Source organism: Rhizobacter sp. AJA081-3 (assembly GCF_017795745.1).
Taxonomy (GTDB): domain Bacteria; phylum Pseudomonadota; class Gammaproteobacteria; order Burkholderiales; family Burkholderiaceae_C; genus Piscinibacter.
Genome location: NZ_CP059067.1, coordinates 1,773,023 through 1,798,262, shown reverse-complemented (window position 1 = coordinate 1,798,262; position 25,240 = coordinate 1,773,023). Strand labels below are relative to the sequence as shown.

20 protein-coding genes and 2 riboswitches are annotated in these 25,240 nt (G+C 68.1%); of the genes, 9 read left to right on the top strand and 11 right to left on the bottom strand.

Translation table 11 applies throughout. From position 1 onward, the window contains the following. Positions 1-37: 37 nt before the first annotated feature. Complete coding sequence (ftsH, locus tag HZ992_RS08540) at positions 38-1,942, bottom strand: ATP-dependent zinc metalloprotease FtsH (RefSeq protein ID WP_209386238.1); 1,905 nt, start codon at positions 1,940-1,942, stop codon at positions 38-40. A 160-nt stretch (positions 1,943-2,102) separates the two neighbouring features. Next, a complete protein-coding gene (locus HZ992_RS08535; protein WP_209386237.1) occupies positions 2,103-2,789 on the bottom strand; it encodes an RlmE family RNA methyltransferase in 687 nt (228 codons plus the stop codon). Between the two features lie 20 nt (positions 2,790-2,809). Here HZ992_RS08535 and HZ992_RS08530 point away from each other — a divergent pair, with 20 nt between their 5' ends. Then, complete coding sequence (locus HZ992_RS08530) at positions 2,810-3,283, top strand: YhbY family RNA-binding protein (RefSeq protein ID WP_209386236.1); 474 nt, start codon at positions 2,810-2,812, stop codon at positions 3,281-3,283. Positions 3,284-3,309: 26 nt separating this feature from the next. On the opposite strand, the gene HZ992_RS08525 is transcribed toward HZ992_RS08530, so the two are convergent. The 5 genes from HZ992_RS08525 to HZ992_RS08505 all read right to left on the bottom strand — a co-directional run bounded on the left by HZ992_RS08525 (position 3,310) and on the right by HZ992_RS08505 (position 9,355). Beyond that, positions 3,310-3,750: a DUF4149 domain-containing protein gene (locus tag HZ992_RS08525; protein ID WP_209386235.1), complete on the bottom strand. Its 441-nt coding sequence runs from the start codon at positions 3,748-3,750 to the stop codon at positions 3,310-3,312. A gap of 2 nt (positions 3,751-3,752) precedes the next feature. Continuing rightward, positions 3,753-4,229, bottom strand: coding sequence for a transcription elongation factor GreA (gene greA, locus HZ992_RS08520; RefSeq protein WP_209386234.1), 477 nt, complete (start codon positions 4,227-4,229; stop codon positions 3,753-3,755). Between the two features lie 75 nt (positions 4,230-4,304). Then, positions 4,305-7,592 (bottom strand): carbamoyl-phosphate synthase large subunit, encoded by a 3,288-nt coding sequence (gene carB, locus HZ992_RS08515; protein WP_209386233.1) that lies wholly within the window; start codon positions 7,590-7,592, stop codon positions 4,305-4,307. After that, positions 7,592-8,755 (bottom strand): glutamine-hydrolyzing carbamoyl-phosphate synthase small subunit, encoded by a 1,164-nt coding sequence (gene carA / locus HZ992_RS08510; protein ID WP_245213398.1) that lies wholly within the window; start codon positions 8,753-8,755, stop codon positions 7,592-7,594. The genes carB and carA overlap by 1 nt, the downstream gene beginning before the upstream one ends. Positions 8,756-8,941: 186 nt before the next feature. After that, positions 8,942-9,355, bottom strand: coding sequence for a GlcG/HbpS family heme-binding protein (locus HZ992_RS08505; RefSeq protein WP_209386232.1), 414 nt, complete (start codon positions 9,353-9,355; stop codon positions 8,942-8,944). A 157-nt stretch (positions 9,356-9,512) separates the two neighbouring features. Between HZ992_RS08505 and HZ992_RS08500 the strand changes: the two genes are divergently transcribed. Next, on the top strand, positions 9,513-10,208 hold the full coding sequence (locus HZ992_RS08500) for a Bax inhibitor-1/YccA family protein (protein ID WP_209386231.1): 696 nt from the start codon (positions 9,513-9,515) through the stop codon (positions 10,206-10,208). A 23-nt stretch (positions 10,209-10,231) separates the two neighbouring features. Here the strand turns inward: HZ992_RS08500 and HZ992_RS08495 are convergent, their stop codons facing one another. Continuing rightward, positions 10,232-11,674, bottom strand: a complete 1,443-nt coding sequence (locus tag HZ992_RS08495; RefSeq protein ID WP_209386230.1) for a 1-acyl-sn-glycerol-3-phosphate acyltransferase — start codon at positions 11,672-11,674, stop codon at positions 10,232-10,234. Next, on the bottom strand, positions 11,671-13,023 hold the full coding sequence (gene rlmD / locus HZ992_RS08490) for a 23S rRNA (uracil(1939)-C(5))-methyltransferase RlmD (RefSeq protein WP_209386229.1): 1,353 nt from the start codon (positions 13,021-13,023) through the stop codon (positions 11,671-11,673). The genes HZ992_RS08495 and rlmD overlap by 4 nt, the downstream gene beginning before the upstream one ends. A 33-nt stretch (positions 13,024-13,056) precedes the next feature. Beyond that, positions 13,057-13,151, top strand: a riboswitch (glycine riboswitch). A 14-nt stretch (positions 13,152-13,165) separates the two neighbouring features. Beyond that, positions 13,166-13,276, top strand: a riboswitch (glycine riboswitch). Between the two features lie 68 nt (positions 13,277-13,344). Here rlmD and gcvT point away from each other — a divergent pair. The 4 genes from gcvT to HZ992_RS08470 are packed head-to-tail and all read left to right on the top strand — an operon-like array spanning position 13,345 to position 19,205. Then, positions 13,345-14,463, top strand: a complete 1,119-nt coding sequence (gcvT, locus tag HZ992_RS08485) for a glycine cleavage system aminomethyltransferase GcvT (protein ID WP_209386228.1) — start codon at positions 13,345-13,347, stop codon at positions 14,461-14,463. Positions 14,464-14,493: 30 nt separating this feature from the next. Beyond that, positions 14,494-14,874: a glycine cleavage system protein GcvH gene (gene gcvH, locus HZ992_RS08480; protein WP_209386227.1), complete on the top strand. Its 381-nt coding sequence runs from the start codon at positions 14,494-14,496 to the stop codon at positions 14,872-14,874. A gap of 28 nt (positions 14,875-14,902) precedes the next feature. Beyond that, positions 14,903-17,800, top strand: coding sequence for an aminomethyl-transferring glycine dehydrogenase (gene gcvP, locus HZ992_RS08475; protein WP_209386226.1), 2,898 nt, complete (start codon positions 14,903-14,905; stop codon positions 17,798-17,800). A gap of 13 nt (positions 17,801-17,813) precedes the next feature. Further along, the gene (locus HZ992_RS08470) at positions 17,814-19,205 is read left to right on the top strand and encodes an L-serine ammonia-lyase (protein WP_209386225.1); all 1,392 of its coding nucleotides are present in this window, start codon (positions 17,814-17,816) and stop codon (positions 19,203-19,205) included. Positions 19,206-19,211: 6 nt separating this feature from the next. Here HZ992_RS08470 and HZ992_RS08465 read toward each other — a convergent pair whose 3' ends face one another. Continuing rightward, the gene (locus tag HZ992_RS08465) at positions 19,212-19,682 is read right to left on the bottom strand and encodes a nuclear transport factor 2 family protein (protein ID WP_209386224.1); all 471 of its coding nucleotides are present in this window, start codon (positions 19,680-19,682) and stop codon (positions 19,212-19,214) included. A gap of 94 nt (positions 19,683-19,776) precedes the next feature. On the opposite strand from HZ992_RS08465, the gene HZ992_RS08460 reads away from it, so the two are divergent. Both HZ992_RS08460 and HZ992_RS08455 read left to right on the top strand, forming a co-directional pair. Beyond that, on the top strand, positions 19,777-20,451 hold the full coding sequence (locus HZ992_RS08460) for a response regulator transcription factor (RefSeq protein ID WP_209386223.1): 675 nt from the start codon (positions 19,777-19,779) through the stop codon (positions 20,449-20,451). 10 nt (positions 20,452-20,461) lie between these two features. Further along, entirely contained in the window at positions 20,462-21,907 is a 1,446-nt protein-coding gene (locus HZ992_RS08455; RefSeq protein ID WP_209386222.1) for a sensor histidine kinase, read from the top strand. Between the two features lie 28 nt (positions 21,908-21,935). On the opposite strand, the gene HZ992_RS08450 is transcribed toward HZ992_RS08455, so the two are convergent. Next, positions 21,936-23,702, bottom strand: a complete 1,767-nt coding sequence (locus HZ992_RS08450; protein WP_209386221.1) for a cellulase family glycosylhydrolase — start codon at positions 23,700-23,702, stop codon at positions 21,936-21,938. Between the two features lie 267 nt (positions 23,703-23,969). Here HZ992_RS08450 and HZ992_RS08445 point away from each other — a divergent pair, with 267 nt between their 5' ends. After that, the gene (locus HZ992_RS08445) at positions 23,970-25,214 is read left to right on the top strand and encodes an ABC transporter substrate-binding protein (RefSeq protein WP_209387090.1); all 1,245 of its coding nucleotides are present in this window, start codon (positions 23,970-23,972) and stop codon (positions 25,212-25,214) included. The last annotated feature ends 26 nt before the right edge of the window (positions 25,215-25,240 follow it).

The following is a 25,240-nucleotide window of genomic DNA, read 5'->3' as shown; positions in this document are numbered from 1 at the left end:
CCGAAGCCCCGTCGAAAAACGCTGCGTTGGCTCTCGGTCAGGCCGTGGCCGTCGCGCTGCCCGGGCTGACCGGCGGCACGGCAGTGCTGCCCTTGCCCGAAGGCGTCGTCCAGTCCTTCGGCGGCCGCGGCGGCTTGCCGGTCATGATGTCCTCGATCTGGTCGCTGTCGATGGTTTCCCATTCGAGCAGTGCCTTGGCCATCGCGTGCATCTTGTCCTGGTTCTCTTCGATGTGCTTGCGCGCAATGTTGTACTGCTCGTCGATGATGCGGCGGATCACGCCGTCGACCTTGCGCATCGTCTCCTCGGACATGTTGGTCGTCTTGGTGACCGAACGGCCGAGGAAGACCTCGCCCTCGTTTTCGGCATAAACCATCGGGCCGAGCTCGTCGGTCATGCCGTAACGCGTCACCATGTCGCGGGCAATCGCCGTGGCGCGCTCGAAGTCGTTGCTGGCGCCGGTGGTCATCTGGTTCATGAACACCTCTTCGGCGATGCGGCCGCCAAACAGCACCGAGATGGTCGAGAGCATGCGCTCCTTGTCCATGCTGTAGCGGTCGCCTTCGGGCAACTGCATCGTCACGCCCAGCGCGCGGCCGCGCGGGATCACGGTGACCTTGTGCACCGGGTCGGTCTTGGGCATCAGGCGCGCCACCAGGGCGTGGCCAGCTTCGTGGTAGGCGGTGTTGCGGCGCTCTTCCTCGGGCATGACCATGGACTTGCGCTCGGGGCCCATCATGATCTTGTCCTTGGCCTTCTCGAAGTCGACCATCTCGACCACGCGCCCGTTGCGGCGCGCGGCGAACAGCGCCGCCTCGTTGACCAGGTTGGCCAGATCGGCACCGCTGAAGCCCGGCGTGCCGCGCGCCAGGATGTCGGCGCGGATGTCCTGGCCGACCGGCACCTTGCGCATGTGCACGTTGAGGATCTGCTCGCGGCCGCGCACGTCGGGCAGCGTTACGTAGACCTGGCGGTCAAAGCGGCCCGGGCGCAGCAGCGCCGGGTCGAGGATGTCGGGCCGGTTGGTCGCCGCCATCACGATCACGCCGAGGTTGGTCTCGAAACCGTCCATCTCGACGAGCATCTGGTTCAGCGTCTGCTCGCGCTCGTCGTTGCCGCCGCCCAGGCCCGCGCCACGATGGCGGCCCACGGCGTCGATTTCGTCGACGAAGATGATGCACGGGGCGCTCTTCTTGGCCTGCTCGAACATGTCGCGCACGCGGGCTGCACCCACGCCGACGAACATCTCGACGAAGTCGGAGCCGGAGATGCTGAAGAACGGCACCTTGGCCTCGCCGGCGATGGCCTTGGCCAGCAGCGTCTTGCCGGTGCCCGGGGGGCCGACCAGCAGCACGCCGCGCGGGATGCGCCCGCCCAGCTTCTGGAACTTCTGCGGGTCTTTCAGGAAGTCGACCAGTTCCTTGACCTCCTCCTTGGCCTCGTCACATCCGGCGACGTCGGCAAAGGTGGTGGTGTTGTTGGCCTCGTCGAGCATGCGCGCCTTGCTCTTGCCGAAGCTGAAGGCGCCGCCCTTGCCGCCGCCCTGCATCTGGCGCATGAAGTAGATCCAGACGCCGATGAGCAGCAGGATCGGGCCCCAGCTCGCCAGCAGGCTGAGCAGGAACGAGGGTTCCTCGCGCGGCTTGACGTCGAACTTGATGCCGTTGTTGATCAGGTCGCCCACCAAGCCGCGGTCGAGGTAGGTGGCGGTGGTGCGCAGTTCCTTGTCGTCGGTGGTGCGGGCGCGGATCTCGGTGCTGCCACCGGCGCCTTCCTGCAACTGGACGCTCTTGATGCGCTTGCTGCGCACCTCTTCGAGGAAGTCGGAGTAGCCGATCTGTCCGGCCGTCGAAGCCCCGCGGTCGAACTGCTTGAACACGGTGAACAGCACGAGTGCGATCACCAGCCAAACAGCGACTTTAGAGAACCATTGATTGTTCACCGCGGCTCCTTTTCCCGGTCAGACAACGCTGCGGACACGATTCCGCCCATTGCCACGGCATATGTGTGCGATTTTAGTCGAGTCAAGGCCTGCATTTGGATTGGTTTCACCCTGGAACGTCTGCGTGTATCGCCTCGATTCGTGCAGTTCATGACGATTCTCAGCTGCCTGCCGGCCGAACCTTGAGCCCGATGCCGGCCAGGAAGGTTTCAGCGGACTTGTCGCGCGATGCCTTCGGTTTGATCGGTTTGACCACTCGGAAAGTGTCCTTGAAGAGTTTCACGAGCTCGTTGTAGCCGCTGCCATGGAATACCTTGCAGACGAGCGCGCCCTCGGGTTTCAGGTGTCGGACGGCAAAATCGACCGCCAGTTCCACCAGCAGGCCGATGCGGGCGGAATCCGTGCTTTCGATGCCCGACAGATTGGGCGCCATGTCGGAGACGACCACGTCCACCGGCCGGCCGGCCACCTGGGCGTCGAGCGCTGCGAGTACGGCGTCCTCGCGGAAATCGCCCTGGATGAAGTGCACGCCCTCGATCGGCTCGAACTCAAGCAGGTCCAGCGCGATGATGGTGCCATTGAGCTCGCCGACCGCCGCGCCGCCGGTGCCCGCGTCACGGGGCGCGAACTTGCGGCGCAGGTACTGGCTCCAGGCGCCTGGCGTGGCGCCGAGGTCGACGACCAATTGCCCTGGCTTGATCAGGTGCAGGGTCTCATCGATCTCCTTGAGCTTGTAGGCGGCGCGGGCGCGATAGCCCTCCTTCTGCGCCAGCCTCACGTAGGGGTCGGTCAGGTGGTCGTGCAACCACGCCTTGTTGACCTTCTTGCTTTTCGTCTGGACTTTCATCTGGCGCGGATAATACGGGCATGCCTGCCATCCAGCTCACGCCCGCCCAGCGCAAGGACAAACGCGCCGATGCCCATCACCTCGATCCGGTCGTGCTGATCGGAGGCGACGGCCTCACGGCCGCCGTCAGCAAAGAGGTCGACGCGGCGCTGAACGCTCACGGCCTGATCAAGGTGAGGGTGTTCTCCGACGAGCGCGAGACGCGAGAGACCATCTTCGCCACGCTGGCCGAGACGCTCAACGCCGCGCCCATCCAGCACATCGGCAAGCTGCTGGTGCTTTGGCGCCCGATCCCGCCGAAGGAAAAGGCCGAGCGCGACGACCGCATGCCCGGCCCCAAGGTGGTCAAGGTGCTGAAGTTCTCGCGCAGCGGCAACCATCGGCCGCAGATCAAGAAGGTCAAGGTGCTGGGCAACCAGCGTCTGGCTGCCGGCGGCGAGGTCAAGCGCGCCCGCAAGCGCGTGACCAGCATCAAGAAGTCCGCCGCCGAATAGCGCCCGCAAAGGCCGAGCTGCCGCGCTCAGCTTGGTACGAGCCGCCACGCCAGCGTCAGCACCAGCAGCGCCTTGAGCCCGAAGAAGGCGGCCGAGACGCCGTGCAACGCGCCGAAGGACCAGGGCCCCTGCCCGGCTCGCGCTGCCGCCATCATCGGCTGCAGCGCGAAGTAGCCGGCCACGGTGCAGAACAACGCACCGAGCAGCAGAAGCATGTTGGCGTTGAGCGCCGAGCCCTGCCCGGCTTCGGCAGCGCGGCGCGCCCGGCCGCGCTCGAGCAGGAACAGCACGATCGCCACGCCCAGGCCGAGATAGGCCTCCTGCGCGAACATGCGCCCGGCCACCCGCCCGGCATCGGCCGACACGGCCAGCGTGGCGAAGCCGGCCGGCGCGCCGATCAGCCCGATGGCAAGCAGGATGCCGGCCCACAGGCCGGCCAGCACCGCCGCGGCGCGGTTGGCAGACATGCTCAGAGATAGCGGACGTCGACGATCTCGTAGTGGCGCACGCCACCGGGGGCCTGCACCTCGGCCACGTCGCCGCCTTCCTTGCCGATCAGCGCACGCGCGATCGGCGAGCTGATCGAGATCAGGCCCTGCTTCAGGTCGGCTTCGTCGTCGCCGACGATCTGGTAGGTGACTTTCTGGCCGCTGTCTTCGTCTTCCAGGTCGACCGTGGAGCCGAAGACCACGCGGCCGCCGGCGTCCAGCGTCGACGGGTCGATGATCTGCGCTGCCGCCAGCTTGCCCTCGATCTCGAGGATGCGGCCTTCGATGAAGCCCTGCTTGTCCTTGGCGGCCTCGTACTCGGCGTTCTCCGAGAGGTCACCCTGCGCACGCGCCTCGGCGATCGCCTGGATGACGGCGTGGCGCTCGACGTTCTTCAGCCGCGCCAGCTCTTCCTTGAGCTTCTCGGCACCGCGCTTGGTGAGGGGAATGGTGACCATGGGGTTCTAGCCTTGCCGCAAAAAACGAGGCCGCCGCCGGGAGTCCGGCAGCGGCCGCGAGGGTTGGATGGAAGTTTAGTGCAGTTCCGCGTGCAGTTCCTGCAGCGACTTCACGCCAAGACCGGCCTGGTGCTTCATGCCTTCGACCGCAGCTTCGCAGCCGGCCATGCTGGTGTAGTAGGTCACCCGGTTGGCCAGTGCCGCCTGGCGGATGTGGCGCGAATCGGCGATCGCCGTGCGCGTCTCGTCCACCGTGGTGAAGACGAGCTGGATCTCGCCGCCCTTGACCATGTCGACGATGTGCGGCCGCCCGTCCTTGACCTTGTTGACCGCCTTGACCGGCACCCCGGCCTCGGCGATCGCCGCCGCCGTGCCCTTGGTGGCCACCAGCTGGAAGCCCATCGCGTGCAGGTCACGGGCCACGGCCACGGCACGCGCCTTGTCGCCGTTCTTCACGGTGATGCACACCGCGCCCTTGCGCGGCAGGCGCGAACCGGCACCGAGCTGGCTCTTGAGCATCGCTTCGCCGAAGGTCAAACCCGCGCCCATCACCTCGCCGGTGGAGCGCATCTCCGGCCCGAGGATCGGATCCACGCCGGGGAACTTGTTGAACGGGAACACCGCCTCCTTGACGCTGAAGTACGGCGGGATCACCTCGGCCGGCATGCGGCCCTTGGCGCCCTTCTGCGAGGCCAGCGTCTGGCCGACCATGCAGCGCGCGGCGATCTTGGCCAGCGGCTGGCCGGTGGCCTTGGACACGAAGGGCACCGTGCGCGAGGCGCGCGGGTTCACCTCGAGCACGTAGACGGTGGCCGCGCTGCCGTCGCCGGCGATGTCGCCCTGGATGGCGAACTGCACGTTCATCAGGCCCTTGACCTTCAGCGCGCGCGCCATCAGCGTGGTCTGGCGGCGCAGTTCGTCCTGCAGGGGCTTGGGCAGCGAGTACGGCGGCAGCGAACAGGCCGAGTCGCCGGAATGGATGCCGGCCTGCTCGACGTGCTCCATGATGCCGCCGATCATCACGCCGGTGGCGGCGTCGGTGCCGTCGGCGATGCAGTCGACATCGACCTCGATGGCGTCGTCGAGGAAGCGATCCAGCAGCACCGGCGACTTCTCGCTGACCTGCACCGCCTCGCGCATGTAGCGCGCCAGGTCCTTGTCGCCGTGCACGATCTCCATCGCGCGGCCGCCGAGCACGTAGCTCGGGCGCACCACCAGCGGGTAGCCGATCTCGTTGGCGAGCAGCAGCGCCGCCTCTTCGGTGCGCGCCGTGCGGTTGGGCGGTTGGCGCAGGCCGAGCTCGTGCAGCAGCTTCTGGAAGCGCTCGCGGTCCTCGGCGACGTCGATGCTGTCCGGGCTGGTGCCGACGATGGGCACGCCGGCGCGCTCGAGGTCGAGCGCCAGCTTCAGCGGCGTCTGGCCGCCGTACTGGACGATCACGCCGTGCGGCTTTTCCTTGTCGACGATCTCCAGCACGTCTTCCAGCGTCACCGGCTCGAAGTACAGGCGGTCGGAGGTGTCGTAGTCGGTCGAGACGGTTTCCGGGTTGCAGTTGACCATGATGGTCTCGTACCCGTCCTCGCGCATCGCCAGCGCCGCATGCACGCAGCAGTAGTCGAACTCGATGCCCTGCCCAATGCGATTCGGCCCGCCGCCCAGCACCATGATCTTCTTGCGATCGGTCGGGTTGGCCTCGCACTCGCCGTCCAGCGTCTCGTAGCACGAGTACATGTAGGCGGTCTGCGTGGCGAACTCGGCCGCGCAGGTGTCCACGCGCTTGTAGACCGGGCGCACGCCCATCGCATGGCGCGCCGCGCGCACCTCGTGCTGGTTGGTGCCCAGCAGCTTGGCCAGGCGGCGGTCGGAGAAGCCCTTCTGCTTGAGGAAGCGCATTTCCGGCTCGCTCAGGCTGGCCATGATGCGGCCCTTCAGCACACCCTCGGTGGCGACGATCTGCTCGATCTGCGCCAGGAACCAGGGGTCGATCTTCGTTTCCTCGAAGATCTCGTCGAGCGTCATGCCGATGCGAAAGGCATCACCCACGTAGAGGATGCGCTCCGGGCCGGGCTCGCCGATCTCCTGAACGATCTCTTCACGGTCGTCGCTGCGCTCGCTCAAGCCGTCGATGCCGGTCTCCAGGCCGCGCAGCGCCTTCTGCAGGCTTTCCTGGAAGGTGCGGCCCATCGCCATCACCTCGCCGACCGACTTCATCTGCGTGGTCAGGCGCGAATCGGCAGCCGGGAACTTCTCGAACGCGAAGCGCGGGATCTTGGTGACGACGTAGTCGATGCTCGGCTCGAACGAGGCCGGCGTCGCGCCGCCGGTGATGTCGTTGCGCAGTTCATCGAGCGTGTAGCCCACCGCCAGCTTGGCCGCCACCTTGGCGATCGGAAAGCCCGTGGCCTTGGAGGCCAGTGCCGAGGAGCGCGACACGCGCGGGTTCATCTCGATCACCACCATGCGGCCGTTCGCCGGGTTGATCGAGAACTGGACGTTCGAGCCGCCCGTGTCGACGCCGATCTCGCGCAGGATGGCGATCGAGGCGTTGCGCAGCAGCTGGTATTCCTTGTCGGTCAGCGTCTGCGCCGGCGCGACGGTGATCGAGTCGCCGGTGTGCACGCCCATCGGGTCGAGGTTCTCGATGGAGCACACGATGATGCAGTTGTCCGCCTTGTCGCGGACGACCTCCATCTCGAACTCCTTCCAGCCGATCAGGCTCTCCTCGATGAGCAGTTCGTTGGTCGGCGAGAGGTCGAGACCGCGCTTGCAGATCTCCTCGAACTCCTCCGGGTTGTAGGCGATGCCGCCGCCGGTGCCGCCGAGCGTGAAGCTCGGGCGGATCACCATCGGGAAGCCGGTTCCGCCGATGTCCTGCGTGATGCGGCGTTGCACGGCGAGCGCCTCTTCCATCGAGTGCGCGATGCCCGACCTGGCCGAGTGCAGGCCGATGCCCGTCATCGCGTCCTTGAACTTCAGGCGGTCTTCGGCCTTCTCGATCGCGTGCTCGTTGGCGCCGATCATCTCGACGCCGTACTTGGCGAGAACGCCGTTCTTGTGCAGGTCGAGTGCGCAGTTCAACGCCGTCTGGCCGCCCATGGTGGGCAACAGGGCGTCGGGCCGCTCCTTGGCGATGATCTTCTCGACCATCTGCCAGGTGATCGGCTCGATGTAGGTCGCATCGGCCATCCCCGGGTCGGTCATGATCGTCGCCGGGTTGCTGTTGACGAGGATGACGCGATAGCCCTCCTCGCGCAGCGCCTTGCAGGCCTGGGCGCCGGAGTAGTCGAACTCGCAGGCCTGGCCGATGATGATCGGGCCGGCGCCGATGATGAGGATGCTCTTGAGGTCGGTGCGCTTGGGCATTACTTGGACTCCATCAACGCCACGAAGCGGTCGAACAGGTACGAGATGTCATGCGGTCCGGGCGAGGCCTCCGGGTGGCCCTGGAAGCAGAAGGCCGGCCTGTCGGTGCGCGCCAGGCCCTGCAGCGTGCCGTCGAACAGCGACACGTGGGTCGGGCGCAGGTTCTTCGGCAGCGATTTCTCGTCCACCGCGAAGCCGTGGTTCTGGCTGGTGATGCTGACGCGTCCGGTGTCGAGGTCCTTCACCGGATGGTTGGCGCCGTGGTGTCCGAACTTCATCTTGAAGGTCTTCGCACCCGAGGCCAGCGCCACGATCTGGTGGCCCAGGCAGATGCCGAAGGTCGGGATGCCGCGCTCGATGAGCTCGCGCGAGGCCGCGATCGCGTAGTCGCAGGGCTCGGGGTCGCCGGGGCCGTTGCTCAGGAAGATGCCGTCGGGCTTCAGTTCGAGCACCTGGGTGGCCGGCGTCTGCGCCGGCACCACGGTCACGCGGCAGCCGCGGCTGGCCAGCATGCGCAGGATGTTGCGCTTGACGCCGAAGTCGTAGGCGACAACGTGATGCTTCGGCTTGACCAACTGGCCATAGCCGTCTTCGAGCGACCATTCCGTTTCGCTCCACTCGCTGCGCTCGCGGCAAGTCACGACCTTCGCAAGGTCCAGGCCGGCCATGCTTGGCGCCGCCTTGGCGGCGGCGATGGCTTCTTCGCGGTGCGCAGCGGTCAGGCTCTCGCCCAGCGGCAGCGTCAGGATGCAGCCATTCTGGGCGCCGCCGTTGCGCAGGATGCGCGTGAGGCGCCGCGTGTCGAGGTTGGCGATGGCCACGGTGCCCTCGCGCTTCAAGTAGTCGCTCAGCGTGAGCGTGCTGCGGAAGTTGGAGGCGCGGATCGGCAGGTCCTTGATGATCAGGCCGGCGGCATGGACCTTCGAGGCCTCGACGTCTTCCTCGTTGATCCCGTAGCTGCCGATGTGCGGATACGTCAGCGTGACGATCTGCCGGCAGTAGCTCGGGTCGGTGAGGATCTCCTGGTAGCCGGTCAGCGCTGTGTTGAACACCACTTCGCCGACGGTGCGACCGGGCGCGCCGATCGAGACCCCGTGGAAGACCGTGCCGTCTGCGAGAGCCAGGAGGGCCTGGGCTTGTGGGGACAGCAGTTGCGGCGGCACCGGGATCTCCGTTCGAGTGTGCGCGCCCAGCTCGGCTCGTCGAAGCCGAAACCGGCGTTCGCGAAGACTGCGCCGGCAGGAAAACCGAGGGGAATTTCCGTCGGAATCAGCGAGAGATTCGCTGGGCGGGGTGGAAGAAGCTAAACCGCGAAATTATAGCCGAGCGACCACCCTCACCCGACCGCTTCAGCCCGCGAGACCGAGAGCGGCGATGCCGGCGCGCGCGATCTGCGCGTCCTCGGCCGACTTGACGCCACTGACCCCCACCGCTCCCACGCAATGACCGCCGGCGATGACAGGCACGCCACCTTCGAGCATGGCCTCCAGCCCGGGCGCGCTGAGGAAGGACATGCGCCCCTGGTTGATCATCTCCTCGTAGACGCGGCTCTCGCGGCGGCCGAGCGCCGCCGTGCGAGCCTTGTTGGGCGCGATCTGGGCCGAGATCGGCGCCGCGCCGTCCAGGCGCTGCAGCCAGAGCAGGTGGCCGCCGTCATCGACGACGGCGATGCACACCGCCCACTTGTTGGCCAGCGCTTCGGCTTCCGCGGCGGCCGCAATTCGCCTGGCGTCGTCCAGGGTGAGGAAGGGTTTGTTGTTCATGATCTCTGGCGGTGGGTGGCTTCGAAGAATGCCAACTCTACCGCGGAGGTCGCGCCGCCATTTCGCCACGGCGTGTACGGTCTTTATGTCCCGGCAGAGGGGGAACTAGAATCCGGCCTGCCCGTCCAAGGGTGCATCATCAATTCACGGAGGTTTCATGAACCAGAGCCTGCAAGCTGCCTACGGCGGATACGCCGGCACCGCGGTATCGGTGGAGCAGCGCAACCGCGTGCTGCGCAATACCTACTGGCTGCTCGCGCTGTCGATGGTGCCCACGGTGCTCGGCGCCTGGATCGGCGTGAGCACGGGCATCGCCCGCGCGATGTCGCCCGGGATCGGCCTGGTCGTGTTCCTGGTCGGTGCGTTCGGCTTCATGTTCGCGATCGAGAAGACGAAGAACTCCGCAGCCGGCGTGCCGGTGCTGCTGGCCTTCACCTTCTTCATGGGCATCATGCTCTCGCGCCTGGTCGGCGCGGTGCTGGGCCTGACCAACGGCGCGAGCCTGATCATGATGGCCTTCGCCGGCACCGGCGCGATCTTCCTCGGCATGGCCACCTTGTCGTCGATCATCAAGCGTGACCTGTCGGCGATGGGCAAGTGGCTCTTCATCGGCGCGATCATGGTGCTGGTGGCGGGCATCGCCAACTTCTTCATCCAGTCGAGCGCGCTGATGATCACGCTGTCGGTGCTGGTGATCGGCATCTTCTCGGCCTTCATCCTGTACGACCTGAAGCGCGTGCAGGACGGCTACGAGACGAACTACATCAGCGCCACGCTCGGCGTCTACCTGAGCATCTACAACGTGTTCCAGGCGCTGCTGTCGCTGTTCGGCATCGGTGGCAACAGCGAGTGATCGCCGCAGTCCTGAACTGAACTTCAAGCGGGGCCTTCGGGCCCCGTTTGTTTTGGTGCATCGAACAGGTGCGCGATCGAGTTGGCGTAGTAGTTCAGCACACGCAGTTCGGCCGGATTGGCGCGGATCAGGCCCTCGTCGTCCAGGGCAAGATGACGCAGCGTCAGCATGCGCAGGCCCACGGAGATGGCGTAGTCGCGGTCGCTGCGCGGCACGTAGACATGCGCCCCCTGGTTCTCGGCGCGCTCCATGAGCGCGAGAACGGCCGCCTTGAGCTCCAGTTCCGACCAGGCCTGCTGCGGGTCGGCCGCCAGCACGCGTGCGACCAGAGGAACCGGCAGCACCGGGATGGTCTGGCCGATCGTCGCCATCAGTGCCTGCCCAACGGCGCCCACCGCATCGCGGCGCTGCGCGTCGGTGAGGCCACGGAAATCGACACCGCGCTCGCGCACCCAGCCGCGCATCGACAGCGGGCGGCCGAAGTTCACGCAGGCGTAGCCGTAGCGATAGCGTCGACCCAGCAGCGTGAAGACGAACTGGCGGCCGAGATAGGCCCCGGTGATGCGCAGCGTGCGCCACAGGCTGCCGCGCGGCGGCTTCTCGTCGAGCTTGCGCAGCAGGCTGCGGTCTTCGATGACGCGGTCGTAGTTGATGCCCACCGGGATGAACACCAGGTCGCGTTCGGCGTCCGGGCTGAAGCCCTTGAGCATGTAGTCGAGCAGGCCGAGCTTGGGCTCGCGCAGTCGTCCATCCACGCTCAGCCCTCCCTCGGGATACATCGCCTGCGGCACGCCACCCTCGGTGGCCATCTGCACGTAGCGCTGCAGCACCATGCGGTACAGCGGGTCGCCGGAGTTGCGGCGCACGAAGTACGCGCCCATCGCGCGGATCAGCCCCTGCAGCGGCCAGATGCGCGCCCACTCGCCCACCGCGTAGCTCAGCGCGACGCGCTCGGCGGCGAGGAAGGACACCAGGATGTAGTCCATGTTGCTGCGGTGGTTCATCACGAACACCACCGTGGACTTGGGGTTGATGGCAGCGATCGCCGCGTCGTCGGTGTAGCCGAGCCGAACCCGGTAGACCAGCCTTGCGAAGGTCTTGGCCAGCCAGTAGCCGACGCGGAAGTACACGTAGGCATTGAAGGCCGGCACGATCTCTCGCGCATAGCCGAGCACCTGCTTCTTCACCGCAGCGGAAGACTTGCCGGTCTCGATGCCGTGCTGCTGCGCCGCGGCCATCACGCGAGGGTCGCTCATCAGCCGGTCGATCAGCGCGCGGCGGCGCGTCAGCTTGAACTGCGGCAGTTCGATCTTGAGCCGCAACTGGATCTCGTCGAGCACCCGCCGCACCTTGCGCCGGAAGTACCAGCGCACGCCCGGCAGCAGGAACCACTGCAGCCCGGCCGCCGCCGCCAGCACGAGCAGCAGGACGAACAGCCACAGCGGGATGCTGACGGTCGCGTTCACCGGATGTCGTCCTTTTCGAAGACCGCAATGCTTTCGACATGCGCCGTGTGCGGGAACATGTTGACGGCGCCTGCCGCCGTGCAGCGGTATCCGGCCTGGTGCACCAGCAGGCCGGCATCGCGCGCGAGCGTGGCCGGGTTGCAGCTCACGTAGACGATGCGCCGCGGCGGCGCCCAGCCCGGCGCGAACGCGGGCGCCTCATGCAGTTCGGCCAGCGCCTTGGCCAGCGCGAAGGCGCCTTCGCGCGGCGGATCGACGAGCCACTTGTTGGCCATGCCGTAGCCAGCGAGATCGGCCGCCGGCAGCTCGAACAGGTTGCGCGCCTCGAAGCGCGTTGTCTGCGCCAGCCCGTTGCGCGCCGCGTTCTCTCGCGAGCGCTGCACCAGCGCCTCGCTGCCCTCGATGCCGAGCACTTCGCGTGCGCTGCGCGCCAGCGGCAGCGTGAAGTTGCCCAGGCCGCAGAACCAGTCGATCACGCGCTCGCCCGGTTGAACGGCCAGCAGCCGCAGCGCGCGCGAGACCAGCATGGTGTTGATCTGGTGGTTCACCTGGGTGAAGTCGGTCGGCTTGAACGGCATCGTGATGCCGAACTCGGGCAACGTGTAGGCCAGTTCCGGCCCGCCCTCGTCGAGGCGATGTACCGTGTCGGGGCCCTTGGGCTGCAGCCACCACTGCACGCCACGATCCTTCGCGAAGTCGCGCATCCGGTCGGCATCGGCCGCCGACAGCGGTTCCAGGTGCCTCAGCACCAGCGCAGTGACCGAGTCACCCACCGCCACCTCGATCTGCGGCAGCCGGTCGCGCTGGTCCATCGAGCCGATCAGTTCGCGAAGCGGCAACAGCATCGCCGACAAGTGAGGCGGCAGCACTTCGCAGACTTCCATGTCGGCGACGTAGCTCGACTTGCGCTCGTGGAAGCCCACCAGCACCTTGCCCTTCTTCGCCACGTGGCGCACCGACAGCCGGGCGCGGAAGCGGTAGCCCCAGGCCGGACCCTCGATCGGGCGCAGCATCTGTTCGGCCTTCACCTTGCCCAGGTGCCACAGCGCGTCTTCCAGCGCACGTTGCTTGGTGGCCACCTGTGCCGCCACATGCAGGTGCTGCATCTTGCAGCCGCCGCAGTTCCCGAAATGCGGGCACTGCGGCCGAACGCGCTGCGAACTCTCGCGGCGCCAGGCCACCGCGGTGGCCTGCTCCCAGTTGTTCTTGCGCCGTTGCACCGTGACCTGCACCACCTCGCCGGGCAATGCACCATCGACGAACACCACCTTGCCCTCGGCGTTGTGGGCCACGCCCTGCGCCTCGAGGTCGAGCGATTCGACCGTCAACCATTCGTCTGCAGCTGTCATGGGGCGCGATTATCCGGCCCGCGGCTGCTACACTGCGCGCCGTCAGGAGAGAGCTTCCCCGTGAAGCCGCCGAAGGCGCAGAACAGGACATCGTTCGAACGCTCAGGCAAAAGGACTGGCAAGCGTCTTGCGTTCGCGCAGGGCGTTCCTCGCTGGAGAGAGGCCCGTTTCGAGCGGGCCCACCGAAGGGGCAAGCGGACGCGCCTGTTGCGGCGCCGCCAATCTCTCAGGTAAAGCGGACAGAGAGGGCAGCTCCCTGGTTTGGCATGTGCCACGCCGGGGTTGGCCAAGGCCCTCGAAAAGCGTCGCCCGGAGGCGAACATGTCCGACACTCCCCTGCAGCGCACCCCGCTGTACGACCTGCACGCCGAACTCGGCGCCAAGATGGTGCCCTTCGCCGGCTACGCCATGCCGGTGAGCTACCCCGCCGGCATCCTCGCCGAGCACCGCCATTGCCGCGATTCGGCCGCCCTCTTCGACGTGTCGCACATGGGACAGGTGCGCCTGGTCGGCGACGACGCCGCGCGGGCCCTGGAGTCGCTGGTGCCAGTCGACGTGGTCGACCTCGCACCGGGCCGCCAGCGCTACGGCTTCTTCACCAATGCGGCCGGCGGCATCCTCGACGACCTGATGATCACTCGGCGCGAGAACGACCTGCTGGTGATCGTCAACGCCGGCTGCAAGGACGCCGACATGCGTCACCTGCAGACGAACATCGGCCACCGCTGCACGGTGGTGCCGATGCCCGAACGCGCCCTGCTCGCCCTGCAAGGCCCGAAGGCGGCCGCGGCGATCGCGCGGCTCGCGCCCGATCTCGGCAAGCTCACGTTCATGACCGGGGCCTTTGCGCACATTGCCGGTATCGAGTGTTTCGCCACCCGATCCGGCTACACCGGCGAGGACGGCTACGAAATCTCCGTGCCCGCCGAGCAGGCGGCCGACCTGGCCCGCGCACTGCTCGCGCTGCCCGAGGTGAAGCCGGCCGGCTTGGGCGCACGCGACACGCTGCGCCTCGAAGCCGGCCTGTGCCTGTACGGCCACGACATCGACGAGACCAAGACACCGGTCGAAGCCGGCCTGACTTGGGCGATCCAGAAGGTGCGCCGCGTCGGCGGCGCGCGCCACGGCGGCTACCCGGGCGCGGCGGCGATCGACAAGCAGCTCGGCGCCGGCGTGACCTGCAAGCGCGTCGGCCTGGTCGGCCTGGAGCGTTTGCCGGTGCGCGAGGGCGCGACCATCGTCGATGCCCAGGGCCACAAGCTCGGCCGCGTCACCAGCGGCACGCTCGCGCCTTCGGTCGACAAGCCTATCGCCATGGCCTATCTCGCCGCCAATCACGCGCTGCCCAATCACGAGGTCTACGCCGAGGTGCGCGGCAAGCGCCAGCCGATGCGCGTGAGCCCGATGCCTTTCGCCCCCCACCGCTACTTCCGCGGCTGAACCCGTCACGTCACCCCAAGGAGAACACCGATGACGACGATGTACACCCCCGATCACGAGTGGATCAACATCGAGGACCACGAGGCCGCCACCGTGGGCATCACCCACCATGCACAGGACGCGCTGGGCGACGTCGTCTTCGTCGACCTGCCGGAGGTCGGCAAGACTTTCAAGAAGGGCGACATCGCCGGTGTGGTCGAGTCCGTCAAGGCCGCCGCCGACCTGTTCATGCCGGTCACCGGCGAGATCGTCGAGGTCAACGAGGCGCTTCGCGACGACCCCTCGCTGGCCAACACCGACCCGCTGGGCAACGGCTGGTTCTTCAAGGTGCACATCTCCGAGGCAGGCATGGCCGAGTTCGACCAGCTGATGGACGGCCCGGCCTACGACAAGCTGCTCAAGACCGCCTGAACCTGCACCGCCTTTCACGGGAAGCCCCATGCTGATGTCCGCCCACCAGCCGCTGCGCGAGCTGGAGAACGCCTCCGAGTTCGTCTCTCGCCACATCGGCATCGATGCCGCGGCCGAGCAGCACATGCTGTCGGTCATCGGTGCAGCGTCGCGCCGCGCGCTGATCGAGGCCATCGTGCCTCGCCCGATCGCGCGCGCCGTGCCGATGGCGCTGCCCGCGCCGCTGACCGAAGCGCAGGCGCTGGCCGAACTGAAGGCCATCGCCGGGCGCAACCGGCTGCTCAAGAGCTTCATCGGACAGGGGTACCATGGCACGCACACGCCGGGCGTCATCCTGCGCAACATCCTCGAGAACCCGGCCTGGTACACGGCCTACACGCCCTACCAGGCCGAGATCTCGCAGGGCCGCATGGAGGCGCTGGTCAACTTCCAGACCATGGTGTGCGATCTCACCGGCATGGCCATCGCCGGCTCGTCGATGCTCGACGAAGCCACCGCCGCAGCCGAGGCGATGACGCTGGCCATGCGCATGGGCAAGTCCAAATCGACGCGCTTCTACGTCGCCGACGACGTGCTGCCGCAGACGCTGGAGGTGGTGCGCACGCGGGCCAGGCCGCTGGGCATCGAGGTGGTCACCGGCAGCACGGAATCAGCCGCGACGGTGGACGCCTTCGCGATGCTGCTGCAGTACCCCGGCGTCAACGGCACGGTGCGCGACCTGAAACCACTCATCGACGCCGTGCATGCACGCGGCGGCCTGGCCATCGTCGCCGCCGACCTGCTGGCGCTGACCCTGCTCGTGCCGCCTGGCGAGATGGGTGCCGACATCGCCGTGGGCAACACCCAGCGTTTCGGCATGCCGATGGGCAACGGCGGCCCGCACGCCGCCTACCTGGCCACGCGCGACGAGTTCAAGCGCTCGATGCCGGGCCGGCTGGTCGGCGTCAGCGTCGATGCGCACGGTGCACCGGCCTACCGCCTCGCGCTGCAGACGCGCGAGCAGCACATCCGCCGCGAGAAGGCCACCTCCAACATCTGCACGGCGCAGGTGCTGCCGGCCGTGGTGGCCAGCATGTTCGCCGTCTATCACGGGCCCGAGGGGCTCAAGCGCATCGCCCGCCGCGTGGCCAGCTACACCGCGGTGCTCGCGGCGGGCCTGAAGCAGCTCGGCGCATCGGTCGCTGCGGAGGCGGCCTTCGACACGCTGTGCGTCGCCACCGGCGCCCGCACCGAGACCATGCTGCAAGCCGCGCGCGACGCCGGCTTCAACCTGCGCCGCGCCTCGGTCGACAGCGTGGGCATCACGCTCGACGAAACCACCACGCGCGAGGACATCACCACGCTGTGGTCGCTGTTCGCCCATGGCCAGGCCGTGCCCGACTTCGCACCCTTCGAGCAGGGTGTGAAGCCGCTGATCCCGCTGTCACTGTCGCGCAGCAGCACATTCTTGACGCACCCGGTGTTCAACCGCTTCCACAGCGAGACCGACATGCTGCGCTACCTGCGCAGCCTGGCCGACAAGGACCTGGCGCTCGACCGCACGATGATCCCGCTGGGCTCGTGCACGATGAAGCTAAACGCGACGAGCGAGATGATCCCGATCACCTGGCCTGAGTTCGCCAATGTTCACCCGTTCGCGCCCGCCGACCAACTGGCCGGCTATGCGCAGCTCGACGAACAGTTGCGTGCCTGGCTGTGCCAGGCCACCGGCTATGCGGGCATCAGCTTGCAACCCAACGCGGGCTCGCAGGGCGAGTACGCCGGGCTGCTGGTCATCAAGGCCTGGCACGAGTCGCGCGGCGACGCGCAGCGCGACATCTGCGTGATCCCCGAGTCCGCCCACGGCACCAACCCGGCCAGCGCGCAGATGGCGGGCATGCAGGTGGTGGTGGTGAAGTGCGACGCGCTGGGCAACGTCGACCTCGACGACCTGCGCGCGAAGTGCGAGCAGCACAAGGATCGCCTCGCCTGCGTGATGATCACCTACCCGTCGACCTACGGCGTGTTCGAGGCCCGCGTGAAGGAACTCTGCTCGCTGGTGCACTCCTTCGGCGGCCGCGTTTATGTGGACGGCGCGAACATGAATGCGCTGGTCGGCGTGGCCGCACCCGGCGAGTTCGGTGGCGACGTCAGCCACCTGAACCTGCACAAGACCTTCTGCATCCCGCACGGCGGCGGCGGCCCCGGCGTCGGGCCGGTGTGCGTGGTCGAGGACCTGGTGCCCTTCCTGCCAGCGCACCGCAGCGCGGGGATCGGCACGGCCTCGCAGGTCGGCGCCGTCAGCGCCGCGCCGCTGGGCAACGCGGCCGTGCTGCCGATCTCGTGGATGTACGTGCGCATGATGGGCGCCGAAGGCCTGCAGGCGGCCACCGAGGCGGCCATCCTCGCGGCTAACTATGTGGCGGCGCGGCTGGCCGATCACTACGACATCCACTTCAGCGGCGAGATCCCCGGCATCCAGGGTGGCGGCGTGGCGCACGAGTGCATCCTCGACCTGCGCCCGCTGAAGGACAGCAGCGGCATCAGCGCCGAGGACGTGGCCAAGCGGCTGATCGACTACGGCTTCCACGCGCCGACACTGAGCTTCCCGGTGGCCGGCACGCTGATGGTCGAGCCCACCGAGAGCGAATCGCGCGAGGAGCTCGACCGCTTCTGCGACGCGATGATCGCCATCCGCGGCGAGATCGCGCAGGTCGAATCCGGCGCCTGGCCGCGCGAGGACAACCCGCTGAAACACGCACCGCACACGGCCGAAGCCCTGCTCAAGGCCGACTGGCAGCACGCCTACACCCGCGAGCAGGCCGCCTACCCGGTCGCCTCGCTGCGGCGCGCGAAGTACTGGGCGCCGGTGGGCCGCGTCGACAACGTCTGGGGTGACCGCAACCTGTTCTGCTCCTGCGTGCCCATGTCCGAGCTGGCAAGCTGAGCGCGGCGCGACCATGGCCGTCTCCGTCTTCGACCTGTTCAAGATCGGCATCGGCCCGTCGAGCTCGCACACCGTCGGCCCGATGCGCGCGGCGCGGCTGTTCGCGCTGCGCCTGCAGCACGACGGCCATCTCGCCGCGACGGCGCGCGTGACGGCGCGCCTGTACGGCTCGCTGGGTGCGACCGGCAAGGGCCACGGCAGCGACAAGGCGGTGCTGCTCGGCCTTGCCGGCCACGAGCCCGACACGGTCGACGTCGAGGCCATTCCGGCCCTGCTGCACGAGCTGCGCACGCAGGGTCTGCTGTACCTGCCCGGCGGGCACGCGGTGCGCTTCAACGAGAAGACCGACCTCGTCTTCTTGCGCCGCGAGACGCTGCCCTTCCACGCCAACGGCATGCGCTTCGAGGCCTTCGGCGCCGACGGCGTGCGGCTGTCCGAGCGCGTCTACTACTCGGTGGGCGGCGGTTTCGTCGTCAGCGACGAGGTGGCGGCCGACGGCTCGAAGCAGAAGGCCATCGCGCCGGACGCGACGGTGCTGCCCTTCCCTTTCCGCTCCGGCGCCGAGCTGCTGGCACTGGCCGCGCGCCAGGGCTGCGGCATCGCCGAACTGATGCGCCGCAACGAGCGCCACTGGCGCAGCGATGCCGAGATCGATGCCGGCCTGCTGAAGATCTGGGCGGTGATGCAGGCCAGCGTGGAGCGCGGCTGCCGCACCGGCGGCACGCTGCCCGGAGGCTTCAAGGTGCGTCGGCGCGCGCAGGACCTGCACCGGCAGCTGTGCGCCAACCCGGAGGCCGCTCTGCGCGACCCGCTGCAGGTGCTCGACTGGGTGAACCTCTATGCGCTGGCGGTGAACGAGGAGAACGCCGCTGGCGGCCGCGTCGTCACCGCGCCGACCAACGGTGCAGCCGGCATCGTGCCCGCCGTGCTGCACTACTTCGCGCGCTTCGTGCCCGGCTCGACCGACCGCGGCGTGATCGACTTCCTGCTCACCGCCGCCGCGATCGGCATCCTCTACAAGGAGAACGCCTCGATCTCCGGCGCGGAAGTGGGCTGCCAGGGCGAGGTCGGCGTGGCCTGCTCGATGGCCGCCGGCGCGCTGTGCGCCGTGCTCGGCGGTTCGCCGGAGCAGGTGGAAAACGCCGCCGAGATCGGCATGGAGCACCACCTCGGCTTGACCTGCGACCCGGTCGGCGGGCTGGTGCAGATCCCCTGCATCGAGCGCAACGCGATCGCGTCGGTAAAGGCGATCAATGCGGCGCGCATGGCCTTGCGCGGCGACGGCACGCACCATGTGAGCCTCGACAAGGTCATCAAGACCATGCGCGAGACCGGCGCCGACATGATGACCAAGTACAAGGAGACCGCGCGCGGCGGCCTCGCGGTCAACATCGTCGAATGTTGATGGCCCTCAGGCACTGACCTTCTGCTTGAAGGCCGCCAGCCCCGCCGCCGCCTTGGCGCGCACCTTGGCCTTCAGGAAGCCCGACCAGCCCAGCAGCAGCCCGGGCGTGCCCAGCGCCTGGCGCGACCAGGTCCAGAAGTCGAAGCGGTCGACGTGCCGCACGATCAATCCGTCGCGGAACTCGAAGCTCGCGTCGATGCGGTTGAGCACCTTGCGGCCGGTGGCGCTGAAGGTGTAGCGCGCGTCCCAGTGGGCGCGGCCCGTGCGGTCGTCGGCCTCGATGCCGCTGTATTCGAGCGTCAGGTCCTTGCCGTTGGTCAGCAGCATGCGCCACATCATTCCGGCATCGGCGCCGTGCAGGTCGAAGGCTTCGTCGCTGAAGTGCACGTCGGGGTGGTAGCAGGCCGCCATGCCGGCCCAGTCGCGCTTGGCGAAGCTGGAATAGAAACGTTCGATCAGGGCGGCGTGCGGGTGCATGGCGGGGCTTCTGGCGGTGGACGAGGCAGGCAGTGTCGCACCGTCGGGAATTCATCGAAGATTAAAGGTCCGTTAATCCGTTAAGCTTCGCGGCATGAAGCTCCTGCTTGCCGAAGACGACGCGATCCTCGCCGATGCGCTCAGTTCGAGCCTGGCCAAGGCCGGCTTCGAGGTCGAGGTGGCGCCCAATGGCGCCGTCGCCGAGTTCCTGCTGCTGCGCCAGAACTTCGACGTCGGCGTGCTGGACCTCGGCTTGCCCATGGTCGATGGCTTGACCGTGCTCAAGCGCGTGCGAGCGGCCAAGCCGGCGTTGCCGATGCTGGTGCTGACCGCGCTCGACGGCCTGGAGCACCGCGTGGCGGGACTGAACGCCGGTGCCGACGACTACCTGACCAAACCCTTCGACTTCCCCGAACTCGAAGCGCGCATCCGCGCCCTGCTGCGCCGCACCCGCGGCTCGGGCACGGCGGCGCAGCAGTTCGGCAAGCTCAGCTTCGATCGCGATGCGCGGCGCGCCACCATCGAAGGCAACGTGCTCGACCTGTCGCCACGCGAATGGATGCTGCTGGACTTGCTGCTCGCGCAACGCGACCGCGTCGTCACCAAGGACCAGATCGCCGAGAGCTGGGCGGTCGAGCGCAGCGAGACGGGGGCCGGCTCGATCGAGGTCTACATCCACCGCCTGCGCCGCAAGCTCGAAGGCTCGGGCCTGGCGATCCGCACCGTGCGCGGCCTGGGCTACCTGCTCGAGGCCGAGGCCGAAGCCTGACTGCGACGCGATGCTCGCGCGCCTGAAGCACGCGCTGCGCCGGCTGCCCGGCGTCACGCCCGGCACCAGCTCGCTGCATCAGCACCTGCTGCTGTGGCTGCTGCTGCCGCAGCTGGTGCTGTGGCTGGCCGGCGCCTTCTTCACCTACAACCTGGCGGCGCGTTACGCCAACCAGGTCATCGACGCCACACTGCACACCGCCTCGAAGGCGCTGGCGCGGCAGGTCAAGCCGGTGGGCAACGGCCTGTTCATCGACTTCCCGCGCGCCGCGCAGGACATCATCGAGGCCGACCCCGACGACCGCGTCTACTACATGGTCAGCACGCCGCCGGGGCAGTTCATCCTGGGCAACCACAAGCTGCCGCCGCCGCCGGCGATCGCGCCGCTGCGCCTGGGCCAGCCCTACTTCTACGACGGCAGCATGGGCGAAGGCGACAAGCGCGTCGACGTGCGGGTGGCGGCTTTGTACCTGTCGTACGGCGAGGCCGAGAGCCCGCAGAGCATGCTCGTGCAGGTGGCCCGCAGCCGGGCCAGCCGCGAGCAGCTCGCCGGCCGCATCCTGCTCGACACCGCGCTGCCGCTGTCGGTACTGATCGCGCTGATGTCGATGATCGTCTGGGCCGGCATCCGCGCCGGCCTGGCGCCGCTCGCACGCATGCGCGCGCTGGTGGAAGACCGCGGGCCGAACGACCTGGCGCCGATCAAGCTCGAGTCCGCGCCGCGCGAAGTGCATGCACTGGCCAAGGCCATCAACACGCTGCTGTCGGCCGTGCACGAGAGCGTGAGCGGCCAGCGCCGCTTCATCAGCGATGCGGCGCACCAGCTGCGCACGCCGCTGGCCGGGCTGAAGAGCCAGACCGAGCTGGCGCTCAACGAGACCACCGATCCGGCGCTGAAGGCGCGGCTGCAGCGTGTGCACGAGAGCGCCACGCGCAGCGCGCACCTGGTCAGCCAGCTGCTGACGCTGGCACGCGCCGAACCCGAGTCCGGCTCGGCCCAGGGCCGCGCCCGCGTCGAGCTGGTGCGCCTGGCCAGCGAGCTCACCGCCGAGCATGTGCCGCGCGCCCGCCAGGCCGGCATTGACCTCGGATTCGACGAGGCCGATGGAGGCTCGGTTGCCGTGACCGGCAACGCGCTGCTGCTGCGCGAGGCCATCGCCAACCTGATCGACAACGCACTGCGCTACGCCGGCCGCGGCAGCACGGTGACCGTGCGCGTGCGGCCGCTGGGCCAGGACGCGCTGGTCGAGGTGGAAGACAACGGCCCGGGCATCGCCCCGGCCGATCGCGAACGTGTCTTCGAGCGCTTCGCGCGCGCCACCCTGCAGGGCGACGGATGTGGCCTGGGGCTGGCGATCGTCAAGGAGATCGCCGAGAGGCATGCCGGCAACGTGACGCTCGAGGGCGCCGCGCCACGCGGACTGCGCGTGCTGATGCGACTGCCGCGCGCCACCTGAAACATCCCCGGCGCCGCCGATGCGGCGGCTATTGCCAGGCGATGCCGGTCATCCAGTCGTGGAAGACGCGGCCGTAGCCGTCGCTGGGCGTGCCGTCGACATCCTTGATCAGCACGTTGTCGCGCTCCGCGAAGACGTCCCAGCAGCAGCCGATGACCGACCAATTGTTCGCGCCGGCGAAGGGCAGCAGCTGCTGCAGGAACGGCGCCCCGTCGGTGCCGGGCATGTTGTGCTCGCCCGTCTCGGCGAAGACGATGGGCACCTGGGCCGACAGCGCCTGCACCACCGGCCAGTTGACCGGCATGCTCCAGGTGCTGGACAGGTTGCCCCAGCCGCCCAGCGTGAAGGTGGCGCCGCTGCCGGCACCGCTGCTCGTGCTTTGCGCGATCGGGCCGGACGGCAGCGCCGTCTGAAGGTACATGCCCTGGCTGCCCAGCGACACCGCCGTCACCGCACCGCTGGCGCCGACGGCCGTCACGCGCAGCACCGCGGCTTCGTAGACGGCGTTCGGTTTGGCCAGCGTCACCGTGTCGCCGATCGCGTAGCCGGCACCGCCGGTCGACACGCCGGCCGAGGTGGCACGCTGGATGGGCGGATAGGGGTGCCATGCCGCCGCGACCTGGTTCAGCGGATCGTTCGGCCGGTTCGCCAGCCAGCCGCTCATGTTGTTGCTGAACTCGATGCCGCCGATCAGCACCACATTGGTGGCACCGGTGGCACGCACGGCGTCGAGCATGGTCTGCATGCCGGCCGAGCGCCACGCGCCGGTGATGTTGCGGTAGTTGGAGGTGCCGCTGGTGGCGGGAAAGTAATCGAAGGTCCCGCCGCTCATCAACGCCGTCCAGGCATTGGCCGGTGAGCTCAGGCCGAAGAAGAAGGGCTCGTTGTAGAGCGAAAAGAGGACCGTCGGGTTGTCCTTGAACGTCGTCGCCACCGAGGTCCAGAAGTCGATCGAGTGGTCCATGTTGGCCATCTGCGTCTGCACCATCGGGCAGGCAGTGCCCGGCGCGGCCCAGTGCAGCTCGATGATCACATACAGCCCCGCAGCGTTGGCTTCCTGCACCTGCGTGGCGATCGCCGAGCGGTAGTTGCCGCCGGGGTCGCCCTGGCGCGTCACGCCGTCGGTGTCGACACAGGTCAGTCCCAGCCAGGAAGTCTCGTTGAGGGTGAAGCGCACGGTGTTGGCGTGCCAGGCCTTGACGGCCGACCAGCGCGGCCCGTTGGGCTGCCCGGCCTGCCCGCCGGACGGATCGCTCGGGCTCCAGCCGCCGATGGCGACGAACTCGAAGCCGCTGAAGCTCACGCCGCGCAACTGCAGCACGTTGCCGGCCGCGTCGACGAGGCGGTTGCCGCTCACCCTCACGCTCGGCGCTGCGCTCGACGGGTTCGCCGTGATGGTGACGGTGGTCGAGGCTTGCGTGCCGAGCGCCAGGCCGTTGGTCGGGCTCGACAGCGCCACGCTGAAGGCCTTGTCGGCGGTGTTGGGCGTCGCCGTGGCGATGGGCAGCGAAATGGTCTTCGGCGCGCTGTCGCCGCTGGCCCACACGAGCGTGCCGCTGCGCGCCGTGTAGTCGCTGCCGGCCAGCGCCGTGCCATCGGCGGTGGCGAAGGCCACGCTGCCGTCGCGCGAGCCCTCGCTGCGGTTGACCGTGATGGTCATCAGCCCGCTGCCCTGCGCCACGCTGTAGCCGGCTGCCGAGAAAGCCACGCTGCCCGCCGGCAGGGGTGGCGCCGGCGTGCCGCCGCCACCGCCGCACGCGCTGCCGAACGCCGCTGTCAGAAGAACCAGGACCATTCGAACGGTTGCCATGAAACCTCGCTGGAGAACCCGGCGTCGGCCCGACCGGGACGACACGCCGTCGGCCCACGATCTCACGCCCGGCTCGCCCGATCTGTGCGGTGGCGAACGCGCCGCGCGGGCCGGCCCCGCCGGATCGACCTAGGGAAAGTCCGGGGTGAACGCCCTCTTGATGAAACATTAACGCATCTTTAACATGCGCTCCGCTTGGTTCAACAAGCTGAACATTTCCTAAACCGAGTTCCTGAGGAGACACGCATGTCGATGACCCGCATTTCCCTTTCGCTGGCCGCCGCCGGCCTGATGAGCGCCAGCCTGGCCCAGGCGGGCGAGGTGGAGGTGCTGCACTGGTGGACGTCCGGTGGCGAGGCCAAGGCCGCCGCCGAACTGAAGGCCTCGATGCAGAAGAAGGGCCACAGCTGGAAGGACTTCGCGGTCGCCGGCGGCGGTGGCGATTCCGCCATGACGGTGCTGAAGTCGCGTGTGGTCTCGGGCAATGCCCCGGCCGCCGCCCAGATCAAGGGCCCGTCGATCCAGGAATGGGCGCGCGAGGGCGTGCTGGCCAACATGGACGATGTCGCCAAGGCCGAGAAGTGGGACGAACTGCTGCCCAAGGCCATCGCAGACGGCCTCAAGTACAAGGGCAACTACGTCGCCGCGCCCGTCAACGTGCACCGCGTCAACTGGCTGTGGGCGAACCCGGAAGCCTTCAAGAAGGCCGGCGCCAAGCTGCCGACCACCTGGGACGAGTTCTTCGTCGCCGCCGAGGCGCTGAAGAAGGCCGGCATCATCCCGGTCGCCCACGGCGGCCAGAACTGGCAGGACTTCACCACCTTCGAGAGCGTGGCGCTCGGCGTCGGCGGAGCCGATTTCTACAAGAAGGCGCTGGTGCAGCTCGACGCCGGCTCGCTGAAGAGCCCGACCATGGAGAAGGTGCTGGGCACCTTCAAGAAGGTCAAGTCCTACACCGACAAGAACGCCCCGGGCCGTGACTGGAACCTGGCCACCGCGATGGTGATCAAGGGCGAGGCCGGCATGCAGCTGATGGGCGACTGGGCCAAGGGCGAGTTCATCGCCGCAGGCAAGGTGCCGGGCAAGGACTTCGCCTGCGTGGCAGCCCCGGGCACCGCGAAGAGCTACACCTACAACGTGGACAGCTTCGCCCTCTTCAAGCTGAAGGACCCGGCCAACCAGAAGGCCCAGCAGGACCTCGCCGCGGCGATCATGTCGACCGACTTCCAGGAAGTGTTCAACCTGAACAAGGGCTCGATCCCGGTTCGCCTGAACATGAAGCTGGACAAGTTCGACGACTGCGCCAAGACCTCGGCGGCCGACTTCGTGTCGACCGCGAAGGCGGGCTCGCTGGTGCCGTCCATCGCCCACGGCATGGCCGTTCCGTCGGCCGCCGAAGGCGCGATCAAGGACGTGGTCTCGCAGTTCTGGAACGACGACAAGATGACCTCGGCCGCGGCCATGGACAAGCTCGTCGCCGCCGCGAAGACCAAGTAAGCCCGCCGGGGCGCAGCCGGTTCACG